This window comes from Microseira wollei NIES-4236 (assembly GCF_020521235.1).
GTDB classification, from domain to species: Bacteria; Cyanobacteriota; Cyanobacteriia; order Cyanobacteriales; family Aerosakkonemataceae; genus Microseira; species Microseira wollei.
The window spans coordinates 37688-57172 of record NZ_BLAY01000001.1 but is presented as its reverse complement, the minus strand read 5'-3'; the positions used below and the strand labels follow the sequence as shown (position 1 = coordinate 57172).

Annotated in this window: 16 protein-coding genes; 6 read left to right on the top strand and 10 right to left on the bottom strand. The window is 46.6% G+C overall.

The window, feature by feature from the left end:
- Positions 1-30 precede the first annotated feature (30 nt).
- The 3 genes from apcA to MiSe_RS00220 all read left to right on the top strand — a co-directional run bounded on the left by apcA (position 31) and on the right by MiSe_RS00220 (position 2896).
- On the top strand, positions 31-516 hold the full coding sequence (gene apcA / locus MiSe_RS00230; protein WP_226572559.1) for an allophycocyanin subunit alpha: 486 nt from the start codon (positions 31-33) through the stop codon (positions 514-516).
- Positions 517-1031: 515 nt separating this feature from the next.
- Complete coding sequence (locus MiSe_RS00225; RefSeq protein ID WP_226572557.1) at positions 1032-2036, top strand: NADP-dependent oxidoreductase; 1005 nt, start codon at positions 1032-1034, stop codon at positions 2034-2036.
- Positions 2037-2101: 65 nt separating this feature from the next.
- Complete coding sequence (locus tag MiSe_RS00220) at positions 2102-2896, top strand: SDR family NAD(P)-dependent oxidoreductase (protein ID WP_226572555.1); 795 nt, start codon at positions 2102-2104, stop codon at positions 2894-2896.
- 15 nt (positions 2897-2911) lie between these two features.
- On the opposite strand, the gene MiSe_RS00215 is transcribed toward MiSe_RS00220, so the two are convergent.
- The 3 genes from MiSe_RS00215 to MiSe_RS00205 all read right to left on the bottom strand — a co-directional run bounded on the left by MiSe_RS00215 (position 2912) and on the right by MiSe_RS00205 (position 8311).
- The gene (locus MiSe_RS00215; RefSeq protein ID WP_226572554.1) at positions 2912-5209 is read right to left on the bottom strand and encodes an NACHT domain-containing protein; all 2298 of its coding nucleotides are present in this window, start codon (positions 5207-5209) and stop codon (positions 2912-2914) included.
- A 578-nt stretch (positions 5210-5787) separates the two neighbouring features.
- Positions 5788-7590, bottom strand: coding sequence for a radical SAM protein (locus MiSe_RS00210; RefSeq protein ID WP_226572552.1), 1803 nt, complete (start codon positions 7588-7590; stop codon positions 5788-5790).
- Positions 7591-7687: 97 nt separating this feature from the next.
- Positions 7688-8311, bottom strand: a complete 624-nt coding sequence (locus tag MiSe_RS00205) for a hypothetical protein (RefSeq protein WP_226572550.1) — start codon at positions 8309-8311, stop codon at positions 7688-7690.
- A gap of 600 nt (positions 8312-8911) precedes the next feature.
- Between MiSe_RS00205 and MiSe_RS00200 the strand changes: the two genes are divergently transcribed.
- Positions 8912-11776, top strand: coding sequence for a PBP1A family penicillin-binding protein (locus tag MiSe_RS00200; RefSeq protein WP_444980441.1), 2865 nt, complete (start codon positions 8912-8914; stop codon positions 11774-11776).
- Between the two features lie 147 nt (positions 11777-11923).
- The gene (psb35, locus tag MiSe_RS00195) at positions 11924-12139 is read left to right on the top strand and encodes a photosystem II assembly protein Psb35 (RefSeq protein WP_226572548.1); all 216 of its coding nucleotides are present in this window, start codon (positions 11924-11926) and stop codon (positions 12137-12139) included.
- 91 nt (positions 12140-12230) lie between these two features.
- On the opposite strand, the gene MiSe_RS00190 is transcribed toward psb35, so the two are convergent.
- From MiSe_RS00190 to MiSe_RS00180, 3 genes are all read right to left on the bottom strand, one after another.
- Positions 12231-12653, bottom strand: a complete 423-nt coding sequence (locus MiSe_RS00190; RefSeq protein WP_226572546.1) for a tellurite resistance TerB family protein — start codon at positions 12651-12653, stop codon at positions 12231-12233.
- A gap of 140 nt (positions 12654-12793) precedes the next feature.
- The gene (gene rsmB, locus MiSe_RS00185; protein WP_226572544.1) at positions 12794-14443 is read right to left on the bottom strand and encodes a 16S rRNA (cytosine(967)-C(5))-methyltransferase RsmB; all 1650 of its coding nucleotides are present in this window, start codon (positions 14441-14443) and stop codon (positions 12794-12796) included.
- 91 nt (positions 14444-14534) lie between these two features.
- A complete protein-coding gene (locus MiSe_RS00180; protein ID WP_226572542.1) occupies positions 14535-15365 on the bottom strand; it encodes an acyl-CoA desaturase in 831 nt (276 codons plus the stop codon).
- Positions 15366-15794: 429 nt separating this feature from the next.
- Here MiSe_RS00180 and MiSe_RS00175 point away from each other — a divergent pair, with 429 nt between their 5' ends.
- Entirely contained in the window at positions 15795-15983 is a 189-nt protein-coding gene (locus tag MiSe_RS00175) for a hypothetical protein (RefSeq protein ID WP_226572540.1), read from the top strand.
- 120 nt (positions 15984-16103) lie between these two features.
- Here MiSe_RS00175 and MiSe_RS00170 read toward each other — a convergent pair whose 3' ends face one another.
- The 4 genes from MiSe_RS00170 to MiSe_RS00155 form a co-directional block, all read right to left on the bottom strand.
- Positions 16104-16754, bottom strand: a complete 651-nt coding sequence (locus MiSe_RS00170; protein WP_226572538.1) for a type I restriction endonuclease subunit R — start codon at positions 16752-16754, stop codon at positions 16104-16106.
- A gap of 277 nt (positions 16755-17031) precedes the next feature.
- On the bottom strand, positions 17032-18450 hold the full coding sequence (locus tag MiSe_RS00165) for a tetratricopeptide repeat protein (protein WP_226572536.1): 1419 nt from the start codon (positions 18448-18450) through the stop codon (positions 17032-17034).
- Positions 18451-18583: 133 nt separating this feature from the next.
- A complete protein-coding gene (locus tag MiSe_RS51880) occupies positions 18584-18961 on the bottom strand; it encodes an HNH endonuclease (RefSeq protein WP_307731091.1) in 378 nt (125 codons plus the stop codon).
- On the bottom strand, positions 18942-19361 hold the full coding sequence (locus MiSe_RS00155) for a hypothetical protein (RefSeq protein WP_226572534.1): 420 nt from the start codon (positions 19359-19361) through the stop codon (positions 18942-18944). The genes MiSe_RS51880 and MiSe_RS00155 overlap by 20 nt, the downstream gene beginning before the upstream one ends.
- Positions 19362-19485: the final 124 nt, after the last annotated feature.

The window sequence follows — 19485 nt, the reverse complement described above, 5'->3', positions numbered from 1 at the left end:
TTGATTTTATTTTTTTGAAGGAGTCTTTTAATGAGTATTCTGATGAAGTTGATTGTGAACGCGGACGCGGAGGTTCGCTATCTCACCCTTGGGGAGTTAGAGCAGATTAAGCAACTCTGCATGAATGGCGATCGCCGTTTGCGCCTTGCTCAATCTCTAACCCAAAATCGGGAACGCATTGTTAAACAATCTAGTTTGCAACTGTTCCAAAAGCGCCGAGATCTTGTCTCTCCTGGTGGCAACGCCTACGGTGAGGAAATGACTGCAACTTGCCTGCGTGACATGGATTACTACCTGCGCTTAATCACCTACAGCGTTGTGGCTGGTGATACTACACCAATTCAACAGATTGGGGTAATTGGTGTTCGCCAAATGTACAGATCTCTTGGCACTCCGATTGAGGCTGTTGCCGAAAGCGTCCGTGGGATGAAGAATCTCACCACATCGATAATGTCCGCAGAAGACGCCAGCGAAGTTGGCGCTTACTTCGACTATCTAATTGATGCCATGCAGTAGAACCATAACCTTTCCGGATGAGTTGAAATCCTCAACTCATCCGGAAAGGAGAGTGTTTCAATTAGTCTCTAATGGAGAATCGTTCATAGGTTATATGATGTCCGGTCAATAGCCCGCAATAAAATTGTTTGTAGTAGGGACTTCAGTCCTTCCAAGGATCGCGGCTCAGGACTTTAGTCCTTACTACGAACATATAATGTGCGATCAGCCTGCCATGATATTATTCATCTTTGTTCAATATCATGAGAGATACTTCATGTTCTGCTCATTTTTGAAGATGAAGTATATGAAATGACAACAAGTGAAAAATTAGGGATTATCTACCTCTCAATATATTCACCTCTTAAACCTAAGATAGATGGCAACAACTCTCGCTCATGTAACAATAATGTAGTTAAAATAAAATATATTTTGCATCCATATGTTTAGTAAAGTTGCTTTTAAAAAATGTTAAAAAGAACAGATGAAAATTAAGTCGATCGAGTTATTAAAGTCTCACCAATAAGGAGCAAACTATGACAGATATCATCAGCCGCGAAATTCAGTTAGTCTCCCGCCCCAAAGGGATTCCAACCGCAGATAATTTTACGATCGCCCAAACCCAACTAAAGCCAATTCAAGATGGGCAGGTGCTGGTTCGCAATCGCTACATATCAGTCGATCCATATATGCGCGGACGCATGAACGAAGGGAAATCCTATGTTCCACCCTTCGAGTTAGGCAAACCGCTCGAAGGAGGCGCAGTCGGCGAGGTCATTGAGTCGCGCGCCGAGGAATTCAAGCCCGGTGATGTTGTCACCTCCAACTTTGGCTGGCGGGAATACTTCACCGCTGCGCCCAAAGAGCTGCATCCCTTTAGCACCGAAATTCAACCGCTCTCGGTTTACCTCGGTGCCCTCGGCATGACGGGCATGACGGCTTGGGTTGGGTTGAATTTGGTAGAGGTTAAAGCTGGCGATGTCATTTTTATTTCGGGTGCGGCTGGTGCGGTGGGAAGTGTGGCTGGACAATTGGCGAAATTGCGCGGATGTCGTGTCATCGGGTCAGCCGGATCGCAGGAAAAGGTCAAGTTTCTGCTGGAAGAATGCGGATTTGATCGCGCTTTCAATTACAATTCCGGCCCTATCCTCGAACAATTGAACTTCGCTGCACCGGATGGGATTGATGTTTATTTCGACAATGTAGGTGGCGAAACCCTTGAAGCAGCGCTCTCGGCGTTACGGGTACACGGTCGGATTATCGCTTGTGGTAGCATCTCCGGTTATAACACCCAAAAGCCGCAACCGGCCCCTTCCAATCTGTTTAATATGATTGGCAAACGGTTGACGATGAAAGGGCTGCTCGTTGGCGATTGGCTCGATCGTCAGAACGAATTTGAACAGGAAGTGGGCGGTTATTTCCGAGCTGGAAAACTGAAGAACAAGGAAACAGTGGTGGAAGGAATCGATGGGGCTGTGGGCGCGTTCATCGGCCTTTTTGAAGGCAAAAATTTTGGCAAAATGGTGGTGAAGTTGGACTAGGTGGCGATTAATTGAGTGGGCACTGGTTCTAGAGCATTGTTTTACGTTATTGTTTTTCACAAACTATGGATCTCAAACTATCAGACAAGGTGGCATTGGTCAGCGGTTCAACGGGTGGAATTGGATTGGCAATCGCTACTACACTTGCTCAAGAAGGAGCGACGGTCATTGTCAATGGCAGAACGCAAGAGCGCGTAAACAATGCGATTGACCACATTCAGCAAAGCGTCCCCAATGCCAAACTTCAGGGAATTGCTGCGGATTTGGGAACGCAAGTAGGAGTTGAATTATTGGTTCAACAGGTGCTAGAAGTCAACATTCTGGTGAACAACTTAGGAATTTATGGCTCCAAAGCATTTGAAAATATCTCCGATGAAGAGTGGATGAACATTCTGGAAGTAAACGTTATGAGTGGTGTACGGCTCTCGCGTCATTACTTACCACTAATGTTAAAGAAAGATTGGGGACGCATTATTTTTATATCTAGTGAATCTGCCTTGAATATTCCCGCTGAAATGATTCACTATGGCGTTACTAAGACTGCACAAGTAGCGTTGAGTCGTGGTTTAGCTGAAACAACCGCAGGCAGCCGTGTCACGGTGAATACAGTATTGCCAGGGCCAACTCGTTCTGAAGGAGTGGAAACTTTGATTGAGGGACTTGCCAAGGATCAAAATATTTCAGCCGCACAAGTTGAGAAAGATTTTTTTACCAAGACTCGTCCATCTTCGCTGATTCAGCGATTTGCTTCCACGTCTGAAGTTGCTGCGTTAGTTGCATTTGTTGCTAGTCCTTTAGCCTCTGCAATTAATGGGGCCGCTCTGCGAGTAGAGGGTGGATTGGTGCGATCGATTGTTTAGCGATCAACCTCAGATCTACTGCCATTCCCTCTCCTCAAGTTCCTTCTGAGGCAACAACAAAGCGGCTTCAATCTCCTGTCGCACACCAGCCGTCACTTCACAGTTGCTATTAAGACAATCAATTAGCAACTGATTGGCATCATAATAGCGTTGCAGAACTTGCTGCTGCTCGGTGGTGAAGTGCCACTGATGCTGAATATTTCGATGAAGTGCGATCGCTTCCCTTAACCGCTCACTCCAAGCTACATGGTTTGTTTGCCACCATTCCTGAAACCTTTCTCTGTCTCGTTTTGAGTCAGGAAGTTGGTCTTGGAGTTGTTGCAAGGACTGCTGTAACCCCAGATCCAGAACAATGGTTAAAGCATTGCTCAGGGCATCGGCACAAGCATAGGCATGGGCAAAATCAGAGCTGGAGTCAATAGCACTGTGCAACACCAAATCATCCAGTGCCGCATCCAGAAAAATATTCTGGTCAAGGGTGCAGGCAAGGGCAAATTGAGGGGCAAGGTGAGGAGTCCGGGCAAGGGCAAAGTAAAAAGCGCGAGTTGCAGATGGTTGGGGAGGAACAGCTTGGGACTTTTGACTCGCCCAGGTTAAAAACTCTTGGAGATAGGGGTCTTGGGCGACTAGCCCATCAATGTGTTGCTTCATCAACTGTACCAGGGAGTCTGCACTCCGCAGCATGGCAGCCGTCAACAAAAAGATTTCGCGCCAACGGGGTTCAGTGATGTGACTAACCAGACGTTCCAGGGGTTTCTCTAATGCTTGTAAATTATGAGAAGCAACGATTTTCCGGGCAGTGAAGTATTCTTGAAACGCCAAATAAGAGAAGGAAAAAATTCCCCGCACTCGTTCTGTCAATAAACCATGTTGCAACTCGATCGCCTTTAGCACCACTTCACTATCCAGTTGCAATTCCTCCGGCTCAGTGGGAGCATTTGGTAAATCGCGGATATAGTCGCTAATGTGTTCTTCGATCGCACGTTGCTCAAAGAAGTACTGTCCCTGCTCAAACGACAGGGCTGCAATCTGACTCAGCAGCTTGAGCTTTTGAGGTAATAGAAACCCCCGGTAAACTTCATCCCTTTGAATCCCCCTAGTTTCATCCCATTTGACGAGGAGAAGGTCTAGACATTGCTTATAAAACTCGCTTTTTTTGGTTGGGAATTTTTCCTGGCGACGGAACACCCAGCAGGCGAGATGCAGAAACAAGGGTGTGATTGCGAGTCTGCGGAATTGAAAGTTTTCGGGCAAGTCCAATTTTTCAATGAACTTAACGGCTGGTTCCTTTTCATCCTGGGCATTCGTTTTCGTCAATGTGGCAAACCACTTCTGAGCAAAGGCGACAATTTGCTCTTGGGTAAAGGTTGCGATTTCTACATCGGTGAAGCCCCTGAGTTTTAGGGTTTTAGCTGCTGTTCGACAGGTGACGATAAACAGGTTCTTTTCATAGTTCTCGGAGAATCTGCGAATTTCCTTAACTATGGGGTTACTATCTGAACCTCGTACTTCATCCAGCCCATCTAGCAACAGCAATATTCTACCCTCACGCAGCAGGGTTTCAATTACCGAGGGGTCTGTAATTCCAGAGGTGAGAAATTCGGCTCGGATGTAGTTTAATAAGCTGCTACGATCTGCCTCTCTAGACTCATCGGCAAAATCCCTCAAGGTAATAAAAATGGGAACCCGGTTTGCCGCAAATTTGCCTTGGTTACACTCAATGGCAAGATGTTGCAAAAAGGTGGTTTTACCAGACCCAGGTTTACCTAACACTCTGAGCTTAGAGTAGGTTTCAACTGCCCTCATGCCTGATATTTGTTTCTGGGAAACTTCACCCAATCCAAAGCGGTCAAATTCTTCTGGGGTAAGGCTTTTTAGATCCGAGATCTCTAACCACTGTTGGCTTGCGATTTCCTCTAAAATATTGACATCAATGTAAATGTCGTCTATCCCAACGGGACGGCTGATATCCAATAGCTGTAAGGTGCTGCACTGGTTTTGAATTTTGTCAAAGCGTTGCGATCGCACCTGTTGTACCAAGATATCAATACCTGGGACTCCCTGTTCTCCGGCTTCAGACTCCTCCTCTGGCGGATTTTCTGCAATCTCCCGCCAATTCAGCCCTAAGATAGAGCAAATTTCTTTAAATGTATGGTTTTCAATCGGACGACCTGTGAAAAATCTCCAAACGGGTTGGCGAGTCTTTAAGTTTACTTCAAAAGCCAGGTTTTCTTGAGTCCAACCTTTGCGAGAAAATGCTCTCTTAGCCTGTTGAATCCCTGCTTGTGATGCCTTTTGCGATCGCTTGACCATAATGTAAAAAAATATTTTCCAAAAAATTGGACATTAAACTTTTATAAATACCAGGTACTGTGATGATTATGCTGATGGTAGCACTAAACAAATTACCATCGGTTATGAAACAGCAGCTACCCCCAGCACAAAAGTCAACGATCCGCTTGTCAGTTGGACAGAACGACTGTTACTTATCGGTTCTTTTGCGCTAGCTGCTACCATATTGACTGCGATTAAAATCGCTTTTCAAACTTCCGCTAGCCCCATGTCTAAAGCCCTTGTCGTTACCCAGATTTTCTCACGAGTCCGATTGACGCTTTCGTTGTCAGCCCGCCCGGAGATTAAAATCCCTGGCTAATAGCGAAAGTCCACTTAAGTGGACTAAAGAAATATGCGCGAGTCCACTTAAGTGGACTTTGGCTATTAGCCCTGCACTTAAGTGCAGGGCGGGTTTTAAACGTAGCGTGAGATGTGGGTAACGACAAGGTCTAAAGCCAGGGGATAAGAGCGCGCGTTTTCGGTGAGGTGAACTTCCGTTTAAAAGTTTGTAGTAGGGACTTGAGTCCCTACCTACCTACAAACGACTAAAGTCGTTACTACGAACTAATAAAATGCGCTGTAGCTGAAGTTAAATGCTTTTGCAGAGTCGATTGAGAAAGTGGCCCTTGTAAATGACTCCAAGGCAAAACTTGCTCTTGACTCCAATTAGCATGAACGTAGAAATCTAGTTCGGGCAATTGTCCGCGCAGTTCTTTAAATGCACGACGATAACTGCCCAAAGAATCGCCATAATGCCGCGTTAATTCTAATAACTTGGAGAGGCGGCGATCGCCTCGCGATATCAACGCCTGAATCACCGACCAATTGTAACTTTCTGGTCGAAAATCTATCCCGATTTTCCTTAGTTCTTTTTCCAAGTATTTCAAGCGCTTTTCTGCTTGGGAATTGACGCCAAACCATTGAAATGGCGTGTGTGCTTTGGGAACAAAAGTACTGCATCCGAAGGTTAAACGCAAACCGGGGGCAGCTTTTTTAATCTCCCGCATCATCGTTACGGTTGCATCTAAGTCAGCGGGTTCTTCGCCGGGAATTCCTACCATGCCGTATAATTTAAGGCCGGATAATCCACCTGCTTTGGCGTTTACTGCCGCTTGGATAATTTCGTCGTTATTGAGTTTTTTGTTGATAATTTGGCGGACTTTTTCCGAACCGCTTTCTACTGCGATGGTGAGCGATCGCGTATCCCGTTTCGCCAATGTTTCCGCCAGCTTCACCGTCACTGTATTCGTCCGCACTGACGCGATGCTGAGTCGCACGCTATCGTATTTTGGCTGACTCAAATATTCCAATAAACTTTCAAATTCTGGATGCTGGGTCACCGACGCCCCCAACAAACCCAATCTATCTGTAACTTCCAACCCTTTTTCGATTGCCGGAATTAGCGAAGTTTCTAAACTTGCGGTCCGAAACGGTAATGTTAAATAACTTGCCAAACAGAAGCGGCACATTTCCGGACAGCTGCGTACCACTTCCACCATGTAAATATTTTCCCAAGCGGCTTTTTCTGTCACAACTGTCGATGCAGAAAGCACGTTTCCCCGATAAGTTTGCTTTTCGACTAGGTTGGGAATTTCTGGATCTATTGGTTTAATCGATTCAATTGCACCCGTTGGGCTATGATAATTTACTTCGTATAAGCTGGGAACGTAAATTCCTGGAACTTGTGCTAAATGTTTTAACTGAGTTTGCCTATCTGCGGTGCGGACTTGTTTATACGCTTCAATAAAATTACCCAACAAGTTTTCGCCATCGCCCAGCAATATAATGTCGAAAAAGTCTGCAAACGGTTCTGGGTTTGCTGTTAGAACGGGACCACCCCCAAATATTAGCGGATGGCGATCCCCCCCTGCCCCCAATGCCTTGGGGGGTTCCTCCTTAGCCCCCCTTAATAAGGGGGGTTGGGGGGATCGCTCGCCTATAGCCCCCCTTAGCAAGGGGGGTTGGGGGGATCCGCCTATAGCCCCCCTGATTAAGGGGGGTTGGGGGGAGCCGCTTTTAACCCCCCTTAATAAGGGGGGTTGGGGGGATCTCTCCCTGCTGCGAATAGGAATTTCTAGGAATTCTATTAAGTTGAGAATATTAACGTAATCTAATTCCCAAGATACGGAAAATCCGACTAATTCTGGATGCCTTGGTAGGGGTTCGTGGGTATCGGTAAATAAGCGACTGACTTCAACATCAGAACGCATTGCCAACGTTGCCCACACCACTTGATAGCCTAAGCTGGTGATGCCGACGCTGTACTCGTTTGGGAAAGCAAAAATAGTCGGGATGGCGTCGGCGTTAGGTTTCGCGGGGGTAAATAAAAGGCGTTCGGATGTAAAGACAGATGCTGTCACAAATAGATGAGGTAATGGGTAATTGGTAATGGGTAATTGGTAATTGGGATGAATTTATTTATTACCCGCTTGCTCCAATTGTAACTAGCAATTTGAGTTATTTAGTCGCCGCATTCACCCTAATGCGATAAATTTGTTGATCTGGTGTCAGCTGACAAGCTGAAATCGGCTGATTTTGGGGACAGCTAGCACCTGGGGCGGGTTCCCATTCCACGTTGAATACGGCTAAACTGTTGCCTTGACGAAATCCTCTGGCAACTTCGGTTGGGCCATCGGCTGTGTAATCGGATACTTCTGACCAGCCTTGCTTCGCCAGCAGATCGCTTAAATTGCGGACAATATCAGAAAGCTTGTTAAAGTTGCGCCCGTCACCCGTTGCAATCAACTGGCAGCCAATGCCTTGCTCTCGGTTGATGTAGTCTACAAAAGATCCCCTTGTCATTCTCACCCTGACTTTGAGGGCGTTCGTCATTGCCTGGGCTAATTCGTTGCACGCGGCGGGGGGTAAAGGTTGATACCTGGGTGCCGGGGTTTGTGCCAAGGTCGCCGCAGATGCTCCGAGTTGGGGGAGAGTGGGGGAGGAAATGGCGGTAATGCTTGCCAAGAACAATAGATATCTCCAAAAACTCTTGTGGGGTAGGCGTCTCGCCTGCCCTGAGCCTGATTTTCTGGACTCTAATAAACTGGGTATTGCGATCGCGCGCTCGATCAATCTAGCCATAGTAAGTTCCGTTCGCTTCCTATCAGGCTATCATCCGGCGGCAGCGCGATCGCGCTTTGATTTGATAGCTCTCCGCAAAATCGGCAAGGCATGGTATAATCGCTCTCGCTTGCCCAAACGAACAATTGCGGGTGCGTATTGCTTCCCATGGCAATAGCAGCACGGTTGCAAATAATCGTCGTTGAACTTACCCTAAAAAAGCAAAGTTAGCTCGAATCCAAGAGCGAACAACGCCAATCAATTTCAATCCTCTCCAGGAGTCATAGCCTAATAAACCGACAAAAACAGCCAGTATGACTTCAAGCAAATTCAAAATATTCAAAACTTAGGTGAATTTCACTCCAAAACAAAGCTTGGCTTGGTCTGTGTTGCGTGTGAGGGTCTAAGGTGACAAAATTTATCCCCGAACTCAATGATATTTCAACCCAGTTCAGCAACTCCAAAGTGGCTGAATCAGCAACAACGTCGGAAACTAAATCCCAGTCAGCGAACGGGGTAAAAACCTTGCTCCCACTGGAATCTGCCGTCAGAGAAACCGACGCGGCGCCAGATGATGCATCCACCGCAACCACAAAGCCAAAAAGCAAGCTGATGGCGGCGATGTCGCGGGTAATTCCCCAGCAGGTACTGGATTCGCCTTTGCTGGATCTGAAAAACCCGATGTATCGCAGTCGGAAATTTTGGATTTTGACCGGAATTGGGGTGAGTGTCAGCGGGGGAGCGATCGCAGTCGGCGTCGTCTGGTGGAAGTTAGACCGCAGTTTGCCCGATCCAGCAGAAGCTCTCACCTTCGTGCGCGACGGCACGCTGACGATTAAAGCCGAAGACGGCACAATTTTACAACAGCGGGGCGAAGCAACGCGGGAAAAATACTCGCTCGAAGAAATGCCGCCCCATTTGGTACAAGCTTTCGTTGCCTCGGAAGACCGCCGCTTCTACCAGCATAAGGGCGTAGACTATCAAGGCATCCTCCGCGCCGTTGTCTCTAACCTAACCGCGCGAGACGTGGTAGAAGGAGGCAGTACGATCACCCAACAGCTGGCAAGGATTGTTTTCCTCTCCCAAGAGCGCAGCGTCTGGCGCAAAATTCGGGAAGTCATGCTGGCTCAAAAAATTGAGCAAAAATTAACCAAACAGCAGATACTCGAACGCTATCTGAATTTGGTTTATCTGGGAGAAGGCGCTTACGGAGTCGCCGATGCAGCTTGGGTCTACTTCAGCAAAGACCTGGAAGAACTGACGCTGTCAGAAATGGCGACCCTGGTAGCAATGGCACCCGCCCCCGGTAAATTCTCGCCCCTGGTGGATGAAAAAGCCGCCGTAGCACGTCGCAATCTCGTGTTGCAGCGGATGCAAGAAGCTAAAATTATTACACCCCAACTGGCGCAAGCAACGATTGCCGAACCTCTGGAAATTGAGCCAGCACCCCCCAAACGACTGGCAACCGAAGCGCCTTATTTTACCTCCTACGTAGAGCAAGAATTGCCGCGCTTGATCCCGCCAGAAGCTGTGGAAGCAGGCGGTTTAATTGTCGAAACAAGTTTAAACCGCCAATGGCAACAGCAAGCCGAAGAAGTGGTGGAAAAAGCCATCGCTCGCTATGGTCGGAGTGAGCGATTTAAGCAAGCGGCGTTAGTCGCGATCGATCCGCGCAACGGCGAAGTCAAGGCGATGGTGGGGGGGACGGACTTTGACGATACCCAATTTAATCGCGTCACCCAAGCGATGCGGCAACCCGGATCTACGTTTAAAGGGTTTGTTTATACGACTGCGATCGCAGCTGGGTTCTCCCCCTTCCGGGGTTACTTAGACGCCCCGTTTAAGGTGGATGGCTATACCCCTAAAAACTACAGCGAAACTCACAGCGGTTGGATTTCCATGCGCGACGCCCTAGTCCAATCCGTCAACACGGTCGCAGTCCGGGCGTTAATTGATGTCGGATTTGAACCCACGATCGAAACCGCCCACAAAATGGGGATTAAATCCGAACTCAAGCCGGTTTATTCATTAGCACTAGGAGGCGTAGAAGTCAACCTGCTAGAGTTAACCGGCGGCTACGGCACCCTGGCAACCAAAGGGAAGCATACCGAAGTTCACGGCATTCGTCGCGTCCTCGACCAGCGCGGAGAAGTCCTCTACGAAGCGAAATACCAGCCCGAAGAAGCCGTAGACGAAGAAACCGCAGCCATTATGACTTGGATGTTGCGGGGCGTCGTCAATTCGGGAACGGGAAGCGCCGCAGCTTTACCAGGCAGACAAGTTGCCGGAAAAACCGGCACCTCCGACGACGCTCGCGACCTCTGGTTCATTGGCTACATCCCCCAACTCGTGACCGGCGTTTGGCTGGGTAACGACGATAACACGCCGACTTGGGGCGCCAGCAGCACCGCAGCCCTCACCTGGCGCAACTTTATGGTCAAAGCAGTCGATGGGATGGAGGTGGAGAAATTCCCGCCGCGACCGGATAAGGTAGAAGGTCGTAAAGGGATTATTAAAGCTGAACCCGTCAGACCCGGACAGCTCTACACGATGCGCATCAAAAGAGCATCGAATGATGATGATGACGACAATTCGAGGAGATCCCGTCGCTGGCGTGGTTCGGATAACGATTCTTCTCCATCCCAAGGGGTGAGACGCCGCTTTAGGGTGAGGTCAGAAAACCAAACTGCCAGCAATGACGATCAACAAACAGTAGTGCGGCGTCGCCGGCGGGTTTTTGTCGCCTCATCATCGGATAGCAGCTCGTCGGATAGCTCCAGACAGTGGCGGCGGCGACGCTCATATACGGCTTCGTCATCGGATAACAGCTCGTCGGATAACTCCAGACAGTGGCGGCGGCGACGCTCATATACGGCTTCGTCATCGGATAACAGCTCGTCGGATAACTCCAGACAATGGCGGCGGCGACGCTCATATACGGCTTCGTCATCGGATAACAGCTCGTCGGATAACTCCAGACAGTGGCGGCGACGCTCATATACGGCTTCGTCATCCAATACCAGGGCATCGGAACAACCCAGAGTTAGTCGGCGACGCTCATATACGGCTGCCTCATCCAATACCAGGGCATCGGAACAACCCAGAGTTAGTCGGCGACGCTCATATACGGCTTCGTCATCGGATAACAGCGCCTCGCAACAACCCAGAGTTAGTCGGCGACGCTCATATACGGCTTCGTCATCCAATACCAGGGCATCGGAACAACCCAGAGTTAGTCGGCGACGCTCATATACGGCTGCCTCATCCAATACCAGGTCGTCTGATACCTCGAGCTACACCCGTCGTCGCTCTTCGTCGGGTGGGTCGCGCCGTAGTGGTTCTGGTGGGGAGTCAACTGCCAGCAGGCGATCGTTTAGAAGCTCGACAAGGGTAACTTCGAGGCGATCTCGCCCAGCTGCTGCCCGCTCTGCCGCACCTGCACCCGCAGCAAGTGCCCCAACGATCGATTTCAAGAGTCACCACTAAATTGGGTCATTGGTAATAGGTCATCGGTCATTTATCACCCATGACCTATTACCAACGCAGCACCTAGGATCAAACTAGGGGAAGATGCATAATTTTAATAAGTCTTTATACTCTAGAGACAGCGATTGATTTAGGAGTTGATAACCAATGTTTGTACTAATGGAAGCTGCTGCGAACGCGCCTCATTTTCCCGTCTATTTTACTGCGGTGTATATCGTTGGTTTTATCGCAGCTGTATCTTTAGGCTCGTTAGCCTGGTATAATTCCAAGCGCCCCCCAGGTTGGGAAGACAAAGAACGCCCCAGCATCGTGCCTGAGATTAAAAAGCAAGAAACACCAGGTTTGGGCGAGCCTAAAAGCTAATCGGGAATTTTAGATTTTAGATTGCAGATTTCAGATGCAATAAATCTAAAATCTACAATCTAAAATCTGCAATTACCAATTACCAAACTTGCTAAGCTTGACGTTTAACCCAGCGGTGGTAAAGCTTTTGAATCGCTTTAAGTACAGTCTGCTCAACTGGCAGGGGTGACTCTTTTGCCTCTTCGAGTTGCTGTAACTTCATTAAAAGTTTGGCTTCTTCGTTGGCAACATTGCCATCGCTGTAAATTAAGCCACTGATGGCTTCGATCAGGTGCTGGCAATCTTCAGAACTTGGGCGCGAACCTAAATATTCTTCCACCCACCGATAGCACTCATCCGGTGACACTGACCGTAATTCATACAGCCAAGGTCGAATTTCCGGATCGTTGGTTAATCCCTTTTCTTTAGCCACCCGGTGGAGATATTCCCTTTCCTCCGGCTGAATTTTTCCATCAAGCCAAGCTGCACCAATCAGAATCTTAACGAGATTTTTAACATTTGAGTTAGATGCCATTGATTTTTTCCTAACTCTTCCCTAACAGCTTAAGCGATCAAAAAGAAGAAAAATTGAGAATAAAAAAAGAATTAATTTTTTGTAACTTTCACAAACGCGCATATTCCCGGTTTCTGGGATCTTCTTGCGTAAGTCCTGTTTCAATTGCATCTCAGTAGCACCATAAAGAAACCATCCATTTGATGCCGATGAGGCCAAACTTTCAGCCACCCATCTGGGGTCGTAAAGGATGCTAAGTTTGAATTGGGCATTGGCGATGCGATTTGCCAGTCAGGGTGGCGTTCTAGAAATGCTTGAATAATATTTTCATTTTCTAGGGGGTGCAGCGTGCAGGTAGAGTACGCTAAACTACCACCGGGTTTAACCCAAGTTGCCACTTGTTCTAAAAGTTCCCCCTGTAGCGTCGCCAGTTCTGTTACTGTTTCTTTAGTATGACGCCAGCGGGCATCGGCGCGGCGGTGTAAAGTTCCCAATCCCGAACAAGGGGCATCGAGTAAAACTCGGTCGGCGATGTTGGTAAACTGGGATTGATTGCGGCTATCTCCGGTGCAAATTTGAATCGATTTTAAGCCGAGTCGTTGGGTATTTTCTTGCAGTTTTTTGAGTCGGGAGGGAGTGCGATCGCATCCCCACACCGTCCCATTATCCCCGATCAATTCCGCGATATGGGTTGTCTTCCCTCCCGGTGCCGCACAAGCATCAATTATTACTTCCCCTGGTTGCGGATTGAGTAAATACCCCACCAATTGAGCGCTACTATCTTGAATTGTCCACCAACCTTGACTAAATCCAGGCAAGTTCGCAATTGTACCGAGAGTTCCAGTTAATCTTAATCCTTGGGGAAGATAAGGAATGCGACTAACAGAAATTCCCGCCGACTGCATCGCCGCTTCTACTTCCTCGATCGAAGTTCGCAAAATATTAACGCGCAAGTCAATAGTAGGGGAAGTATTCATCCATTCGCAAAGTTGTTCTGTTTCTGCATAGCCTAATTGTTCCAGCCAAACTTGTACAATCCAATCGGGAAAACTGTGTAAAATTCCCAACCTAACAACAGGGTTTTCTGGCAACTTAAGCGGGTCTTGATTTGTGGGTTGGGCATCCTGTTTGCCTTGTTTGAGCAATGGATTTGTGGGGTGGGCATCCTGTTTGCCTTGTTTGAGCAATTGATTTATGGAGTGGGCATCCTGCCCGCCCTGTGTAATTAATTGATTTGTGGAGTGGGCATCCTGCCCGCCCTGTGCGATCAATTGATTTGTGGAGTGGGCATCCTGTTTGCCTTGTTTTACCAATTGATTTGTGGAGTGGGCATCCTGTTTGCCTTGTTTGAGCAATGGATTTGTGGAGTGGGCATCCTGTTTGCCCTCCACCAATGGCAGGCAAGATGCCTGCCCCACAAGAGATAGGCGGATATACTGGCGCAACAAACCATTAACAAAACCAGTCAATCCGGAAAAGTTATTTTCTTTAGCAAGTTCAACGGTAGAATTAACCGCAGCAGAAGGGGGAATTTGACTGAGATAGCGCAGTTGATATAAACCCAAATGTAAAATTGTGCGGAGATCGTCTGGTTGTTTGCTGGCAGGTTTTTTAGCCAATTGGTCGATTAGTGCATCTAGGGTCCGTTGTCTTCTAACGCTGCCATAAACTAATTCTGTTACCAATCCTCTGTCTAAATTGCTCAAATTGGCATTTTGCAGTACTTTATCAAGGGCAACATCGGCAAACGCCCCCCGGTGAACTGACCGGAGGGCAATAAATGCTAATTGCCGAGGATTTTGCTTACTCATGATTTGAGCGATATGCCTCAGGCACGCTACGCGAACGCATTTTTTGCTCTGCCCCTCTCCTTACAGGGGAGGGGTTTGGGTAGGGGTCTATTTATCCCCGCCCTGCTATCATTGCCTCTGGTTGCAGAAGCCATTTCGGCGGTTGTTTTAAATCCCACACAATGCCGAATGCAGATAGCAACAACAGCACATAGTAGGCGATGTCAATTTCCCACCAGAAGAAACCTTGACGTGCCGAAAGCTGATAGCGGTGATGGTTATTGTGCCATCCTTCCCCCAGGGTAATTAGTGCCAACCACAAAGAATTTTTGCTCGACTCACCCGTGTCGTAGCGCTGCGTACCGAATACGTGACACAGGGAATTGATCGCGAATGTAGTGTGATAAAGAATCGTCGTGCTGATAAAATATCCCCAAACTAATCCCATCCACCCGTGAACCAAATAGCATCCAACGGCAAGGATGATTGTTGGAATAACATTGTATCTTTCCAACCACAGTAATTCCGGGTATTTTGTCAAGTCCTTGACTAATTTTGGTTCATAGTCATCGTAATCAAACGAGACAATCCAGCCCACATGCGACCAGTAAAAGCCTTGTTTTTTGGCAGAATGAATATCTTCGTCTGTATCTGAATACTTGTGGTGATGCCGATGGTGCGATGCCCACCAAAGCGGGCCTCGTTGCGCGGCTGATGCTCCTAACAATCCGAGTATAAATTGAAACCAGCGGCTTGTTTCGTAGGAACGGTGCGAGAAGTAACGATGATAGCCGCCAGTAATACCAAATTTGCGGATCAGGAATAAAGCGACACACATCCAAATTGCTAATGGATCTACACCTGTCCAAAATGCAGCAAGGCAAGCAAGGTGAACGCCAACAAACGGCAAGGCACCAAAATTAATGGTCCAGCTTTTATACATGCGAGTAGTCTTGAAACCGAGAACGATGGCTTTTCGGCGATTTGATATATCAACAATATCCTGCCCAAGTCAAGTTTTTGTTGCATATCTTAGAGTTCACCGCTCTACCATCTTACAGTTCCTTGGTGTCGCTGTGTTAGGGTAAATGCACTTTCTCGCCGGAAAGTTTGCGATCGCGATTGCAAAACCCTTCTCCCACCTTGCAAAACTGCGAATCTTTAAACTTATTTTGTTTTATAACTCTCAAGCGCTCTATTAAATAAATCTTTTCATTTTTATTTTTTAATTTAAAATACTTATAAATTGGATGTGTATTTTACCATAGAAATACAGTTTTGGCGCAGATGAAGGGAGAAAATCTCAGTTTTTGTTGAAACCAAACCTATCAATATATATCTTTTACTCCAACCCCAACTGCCACAAAAAATCTTGAAAGACATCTACCTTTTGGGAGTTTCCTTGGGTTTTAAAAATATCTCTAGCACTTTGTCCTTCGATTTTCCCACATGGGATCGCGCGCACATCCACCAGATGGGGACGGCAATCTTTTGTGGGTCTTGCGGAATTATTATGCTAATGTTCAACCTGAACATTCTTGTAGGGGCACGGCATAATTAAAATCTTGATAGAACCGACATATTGATGATGCCGTGCCCCTACAGCATATTTAACCTGAAAGACCCGGAAGAGGGAAGAGATGCGATCGCTTCTTATAATCCTGCAAGTAATTCCAGCTAACTATTGGGATACCACCGTTCGTAACATTATCTGTTTAATGTTTTTTAAGGCTCGCATGATATCGTACAACTGATTGCGGCGGGGTAGTAATAAAGAGAAGATATTTGATAAATCGTATTGGGGGTTATCTCCAGTTGATGCTTTGATAAATTGGCATTCATCACCGTTGGTGACCATTCCATAAACTGGGCGTTCTGGGTTTGGGTTTTTGAGCATGTAGGTAAGGGATTGGGGTAAAGCAACGGCAAAAGCGATCGTTGATTTTGATTCAATGACTAATACCCAGAATTGCTCTTGAATAATCAAGGTATCGATGCGTCCTCGCAATAATTCGTCTCGCTCTTGTAAAAGAATTTCGACTTGGGGTTCTGTGGTGACGTAAAAGGGGTCGTCGTATAAACCAGCCAAGGTTAGTAACGGAGAAATTAGCAACTGGTTAATTGTGCCTTCAGCTAGAGAACCCCGCTTTCTATGACGATAAAATCTATGTTTAATTTGGTCTAAGGTTTCGATTTCAGAATCGGTGAGTTCTGGTAGATTATCTATCCATTCTGGGAAAAATTGCTCGTCTTCAGTCGGACGCAGATTAAACCTTGCTTCTAGGTCATCTAAGCTGAGGATGGTTTTGGAGATGGGGCGAGTTTGAACCATAATGGGAGTTAGTAGGCGAGAATCTTTCTTTAGGGTAGCTTGCGATCGCTCTGGTTTGTAGTCGCGCTTAAGCGCTAAAATCTGCGGCTAAAGGCAAGTACCTTTCCTCGTTTTCTTCTCTGCCAAGGTATGAAGATTTAGGAAATTGAACCACGAAGACGCGAAGTACGCGAAGGAAGAGGAGGAGAGATGCGATCGCGCTTCTCTCTTAGCCTATCTGTCACTTCTATAAGTTTAATCTATTCAACCAAGCTGAGTGGTAACTCTTTTGATGTCACTATTGCTGAAGCTTTCTAATTTTTTCCATAACCTCTTCGTAAAAGCTTTGCTGACGCTGCTGCTGATAGAGATCTGCTGCTTGTTGAAAATCTGAAATAGCTCCTTGCTTATCCCTAATTTCAGAACGGGCAGAACCTCGTTTGTCGTACAGTAGAGAAAATGTTGGACAAAGACGTATTGCTTCAGTATAATCCTCGATTGCTCTTTTGTAATCCCCAAACTTTGAAAGGATATCACCTCGGATCAGGTAGCTTTCAAAGCTATCAGGTTTGCTCTGAATTATGCGATCGCAGTCTTCAATTGCTGCTTTTTTATTTTCTATTGCAGCGTAAGCACTTGCTCGACTTTCATAAAGGTCGGCAACTAGAGGACGTAATTGAATAGCTTGATTGTAATCCTCAATCGCTCCGTGATAATCTCCTAATTTAAAGCGTTGTTTTCCCCGGAACCAATAATAAACTGCTACATTTTCAGGATTGATCAGAATCGCTCGCCTGTAATCTTCTATAGCTCTTTGGCGATCTCCAATCGCAGAGTAAGCACTTGCACGAAAACCGTATAAAGTAGCAGTATAATCTGGTACAAGTCGTAATGCTTGGGTAAAATCCTCGATTGCCTCTTGAACGAATCCCCTGAGATCATAAGCTAAGCCTCTGTAGTAGTAAGCTTTAGACTCGGAAGGATTGCAGCGAATAGCCTCATCAAAATCTGCAATAGATCTGTGAGTATTTTTTCCTAACCGAGCTGTACCCGCGCTCAGGTATGAATAAGCTATACTTTCACAACTCTCAGATTCAGATGTTGAATTCTCCTGATTTTTAATAGACGCTTGTTGCTCTTGTTGTTTAATATTTTGCAGTGTTACAAGTAAACTATCGGCTTGAAACAAGCTCAAATTGCTTAGATAACCTACCAAACCACCACCATATAGCAATTGCTCTATTCTGACTGAAGCTTGACCCTTCTTCAGTTCAATCATATTAGTAGGTAAAAATCCAGCCAAAATTAGATGATACTGAGTTTGAGCTTCGCTCACCTCTTCCTGAATCAAAATACAGATTAAAATTGAGTTTTTTTCTACCTCTTCTGAGGTAATTGACCATTGAACTGTTTCAAGGCTTCCGTGACGGGATTTAACCTGTATGCCAAAATTTTGGTTAGAAGCCAACCTAAAATCTACTTTGCCATCGCCCCCCAGTCGTTTTTCATAATCAACTTCAGTCACAAGTTCAGCTAAACGAGCTTTCACAACCTCTTCGCCCAGTTTGCCCTTCAGATTGTTAATAAATAACTGACGAACTGGTGAATTTCGCTTATACTTTTCAGCCATTTCCCAGCAGAAGTCTCTCAGTTGCTTTAACCTATCGCCTGAAATGACGATTATTTCACTGTGCTGACCTTCTTTATTAGAATGCAATAGACAACCAGATTTTATCCTTTGGATAAAGTCGGCTTGTTGCGATCGCAGTAGATTAATCCAGTTCATCTTGGGTTTTGAAGTTAAAAATTGTAGGGTGCGTTAGCGTGAGCGTAACGCACCGTATGACTTATTATTTCAAGCGACGCGCACCTTTTCCTCGGTTGCAGTCAAAACACAGGGTTTGCAAGTTGCTAGGGTCGTTACTTCCACCTTTTGAAAAAGGTAAGATATGGTCTACTTCTAGCTCAACTTTCGGCGCGCCTCGACCGCAAAAAACACATTTTAAGCCGTCTCGGTGCAAAACTGTGACGCGAACTGATGCGGGGATATGGCGCGATCGCTTCTTTTTTTCCTGCTTGGGTTTAGATTCGGATTTGGTAGCAGCAGATTTTTTTTTACTCTTTCGCTTTGCAGGTTGATCGGTTGTTTGACTATTCACCTGATCGATCAAATCCCGAATTACACCCCGCACCAGTTTTTGTAATGGATTAGGATTCTTTCTTGTCATTACTGTTAAAAAGCTTGTTTAACCCGTAAGCAGCTAGTCCAACTACTGCACCAGCAGCAGCGATGGGAGCCATACCAATTGCAACCGCAGTGCCGCCTACTGCTAAACCCATGCCACCAACTACTGCTGAAACACCAGCACCAACGGCTGCTCCACCTGCGACTGCACCCAAAGCTGTAGCGTCTCCCTCTTCTATTGCTTTTTTGGCTCCATAAGCGGCTGAACCTACAACAGCGCCAGCTGCGACAACAGGAGCCGCACCAATTGCTACTCCGCCAAATCCTCCCACCAATCCCATGCCACCGACAGTTGCGGCAACACCTGCACCTGCTGCGGTTCCACCTGCAACTAATGCCGCACCTTCTGCTTTATCTTTGAACTCTTCGTTATTTTGGGTCATAGTTTTTTTGCCCAAGGTAGTCGAAATTACTTAAAATTTAATCTGAATAAAATTTGAATGCTTCGTAATAAATACTGAAATATAACGGAATCTTCTTAAAGTTTCTGTAAAGACCAGCCTTCAT

Coding starts and splice junctions, on each gene's coding strand:
- apcA (WP_226572559.1), top strand. CDS start 31: ATGAGTATTCTGATGAAGTTGATTGTGAACGCGGACGCGGAGGTTCGC.
- psb35 (WP_226572548.1), top strand. CDS start 11,924: ATGTTTGTACTAATGGAAGCTGCTGCGAACGCGCCTCATTTTCCCGTC.
- MiSe_RS00225 (WP_226572557.1), top strand. CDS start 1,032: ATGACAGATATCATCAGCCGCGAAATTCAGTTAGTCTCCCGCCCCAAA.
- MiSe_RS00205 (WP_226572550.1), bottom strand. CDS start 8,311: ATGGCTAGATTGATCGAGCGCGCGATCGCAATACCCAGTTTATTAGAG.
- MiSe_RS00220 (WP_226572555.1), top strand. CDS start 2,102: ATGGATCTCAAACTATCAGACAAGGTGGCATTGGTCAGCGGTTCAACG.
- MiSe_RS00155 (WP_226572534.1), bottom strand. CDS start 19,361: ATGACCCAAAATAACGAAGAGTTCAAAGATAAAGCAGAAGGTGCGGCA.
- MiSe_RS00215 (WP_226572554.1), bottom strand. CDS start 5,209: ATGGTCAAGCGATCGCAAAAGGCATCACAAGCAGGGATTCAACAGGCT.
- MiSe_RS51880 (WP_307731091.1), bottom strand. CDS start 18,961: ATGACAAGAAAGAATCCTAATCCATTACAAAAACTGGTGCGGGGTGTA.
- MiSe_RS00180 (WP_226572542.1), bottom strand. CDS start 15,365: ATGTATAAAAGCTGGACCATTAATTTTGGTGCCTTGCCGTTTGTTGGC.
- rsmB (WP_226572544.1), bottom strand. CDS start 14,443: ATGAGTAAGCAAAATCCTCGGCAATTAGCATTTATTGCCCTCCGGTCA.
- MiSe_RS00170 (WP_226572538.1), bottom strand. CDS start 16,754: ATGGTTCAAACTCGCCCCATCTCCAAAACCATCCTCAGCTTAGATGAC.
- MiSe_RS00200 (WP_444980441.1), top strand. CDS start 8,912: ATGTCGCGGGTAATTCCCCAGCAGGTACTGGATTCGCCTTTGCTGGAT.
- MiSe_RS00190 (WP_226572546.1), bottom strand. CDS start 12,653: ATGGCATCTAACTCAAATGTTAAAAATCTCGTTAAGATTCTGATTGGT.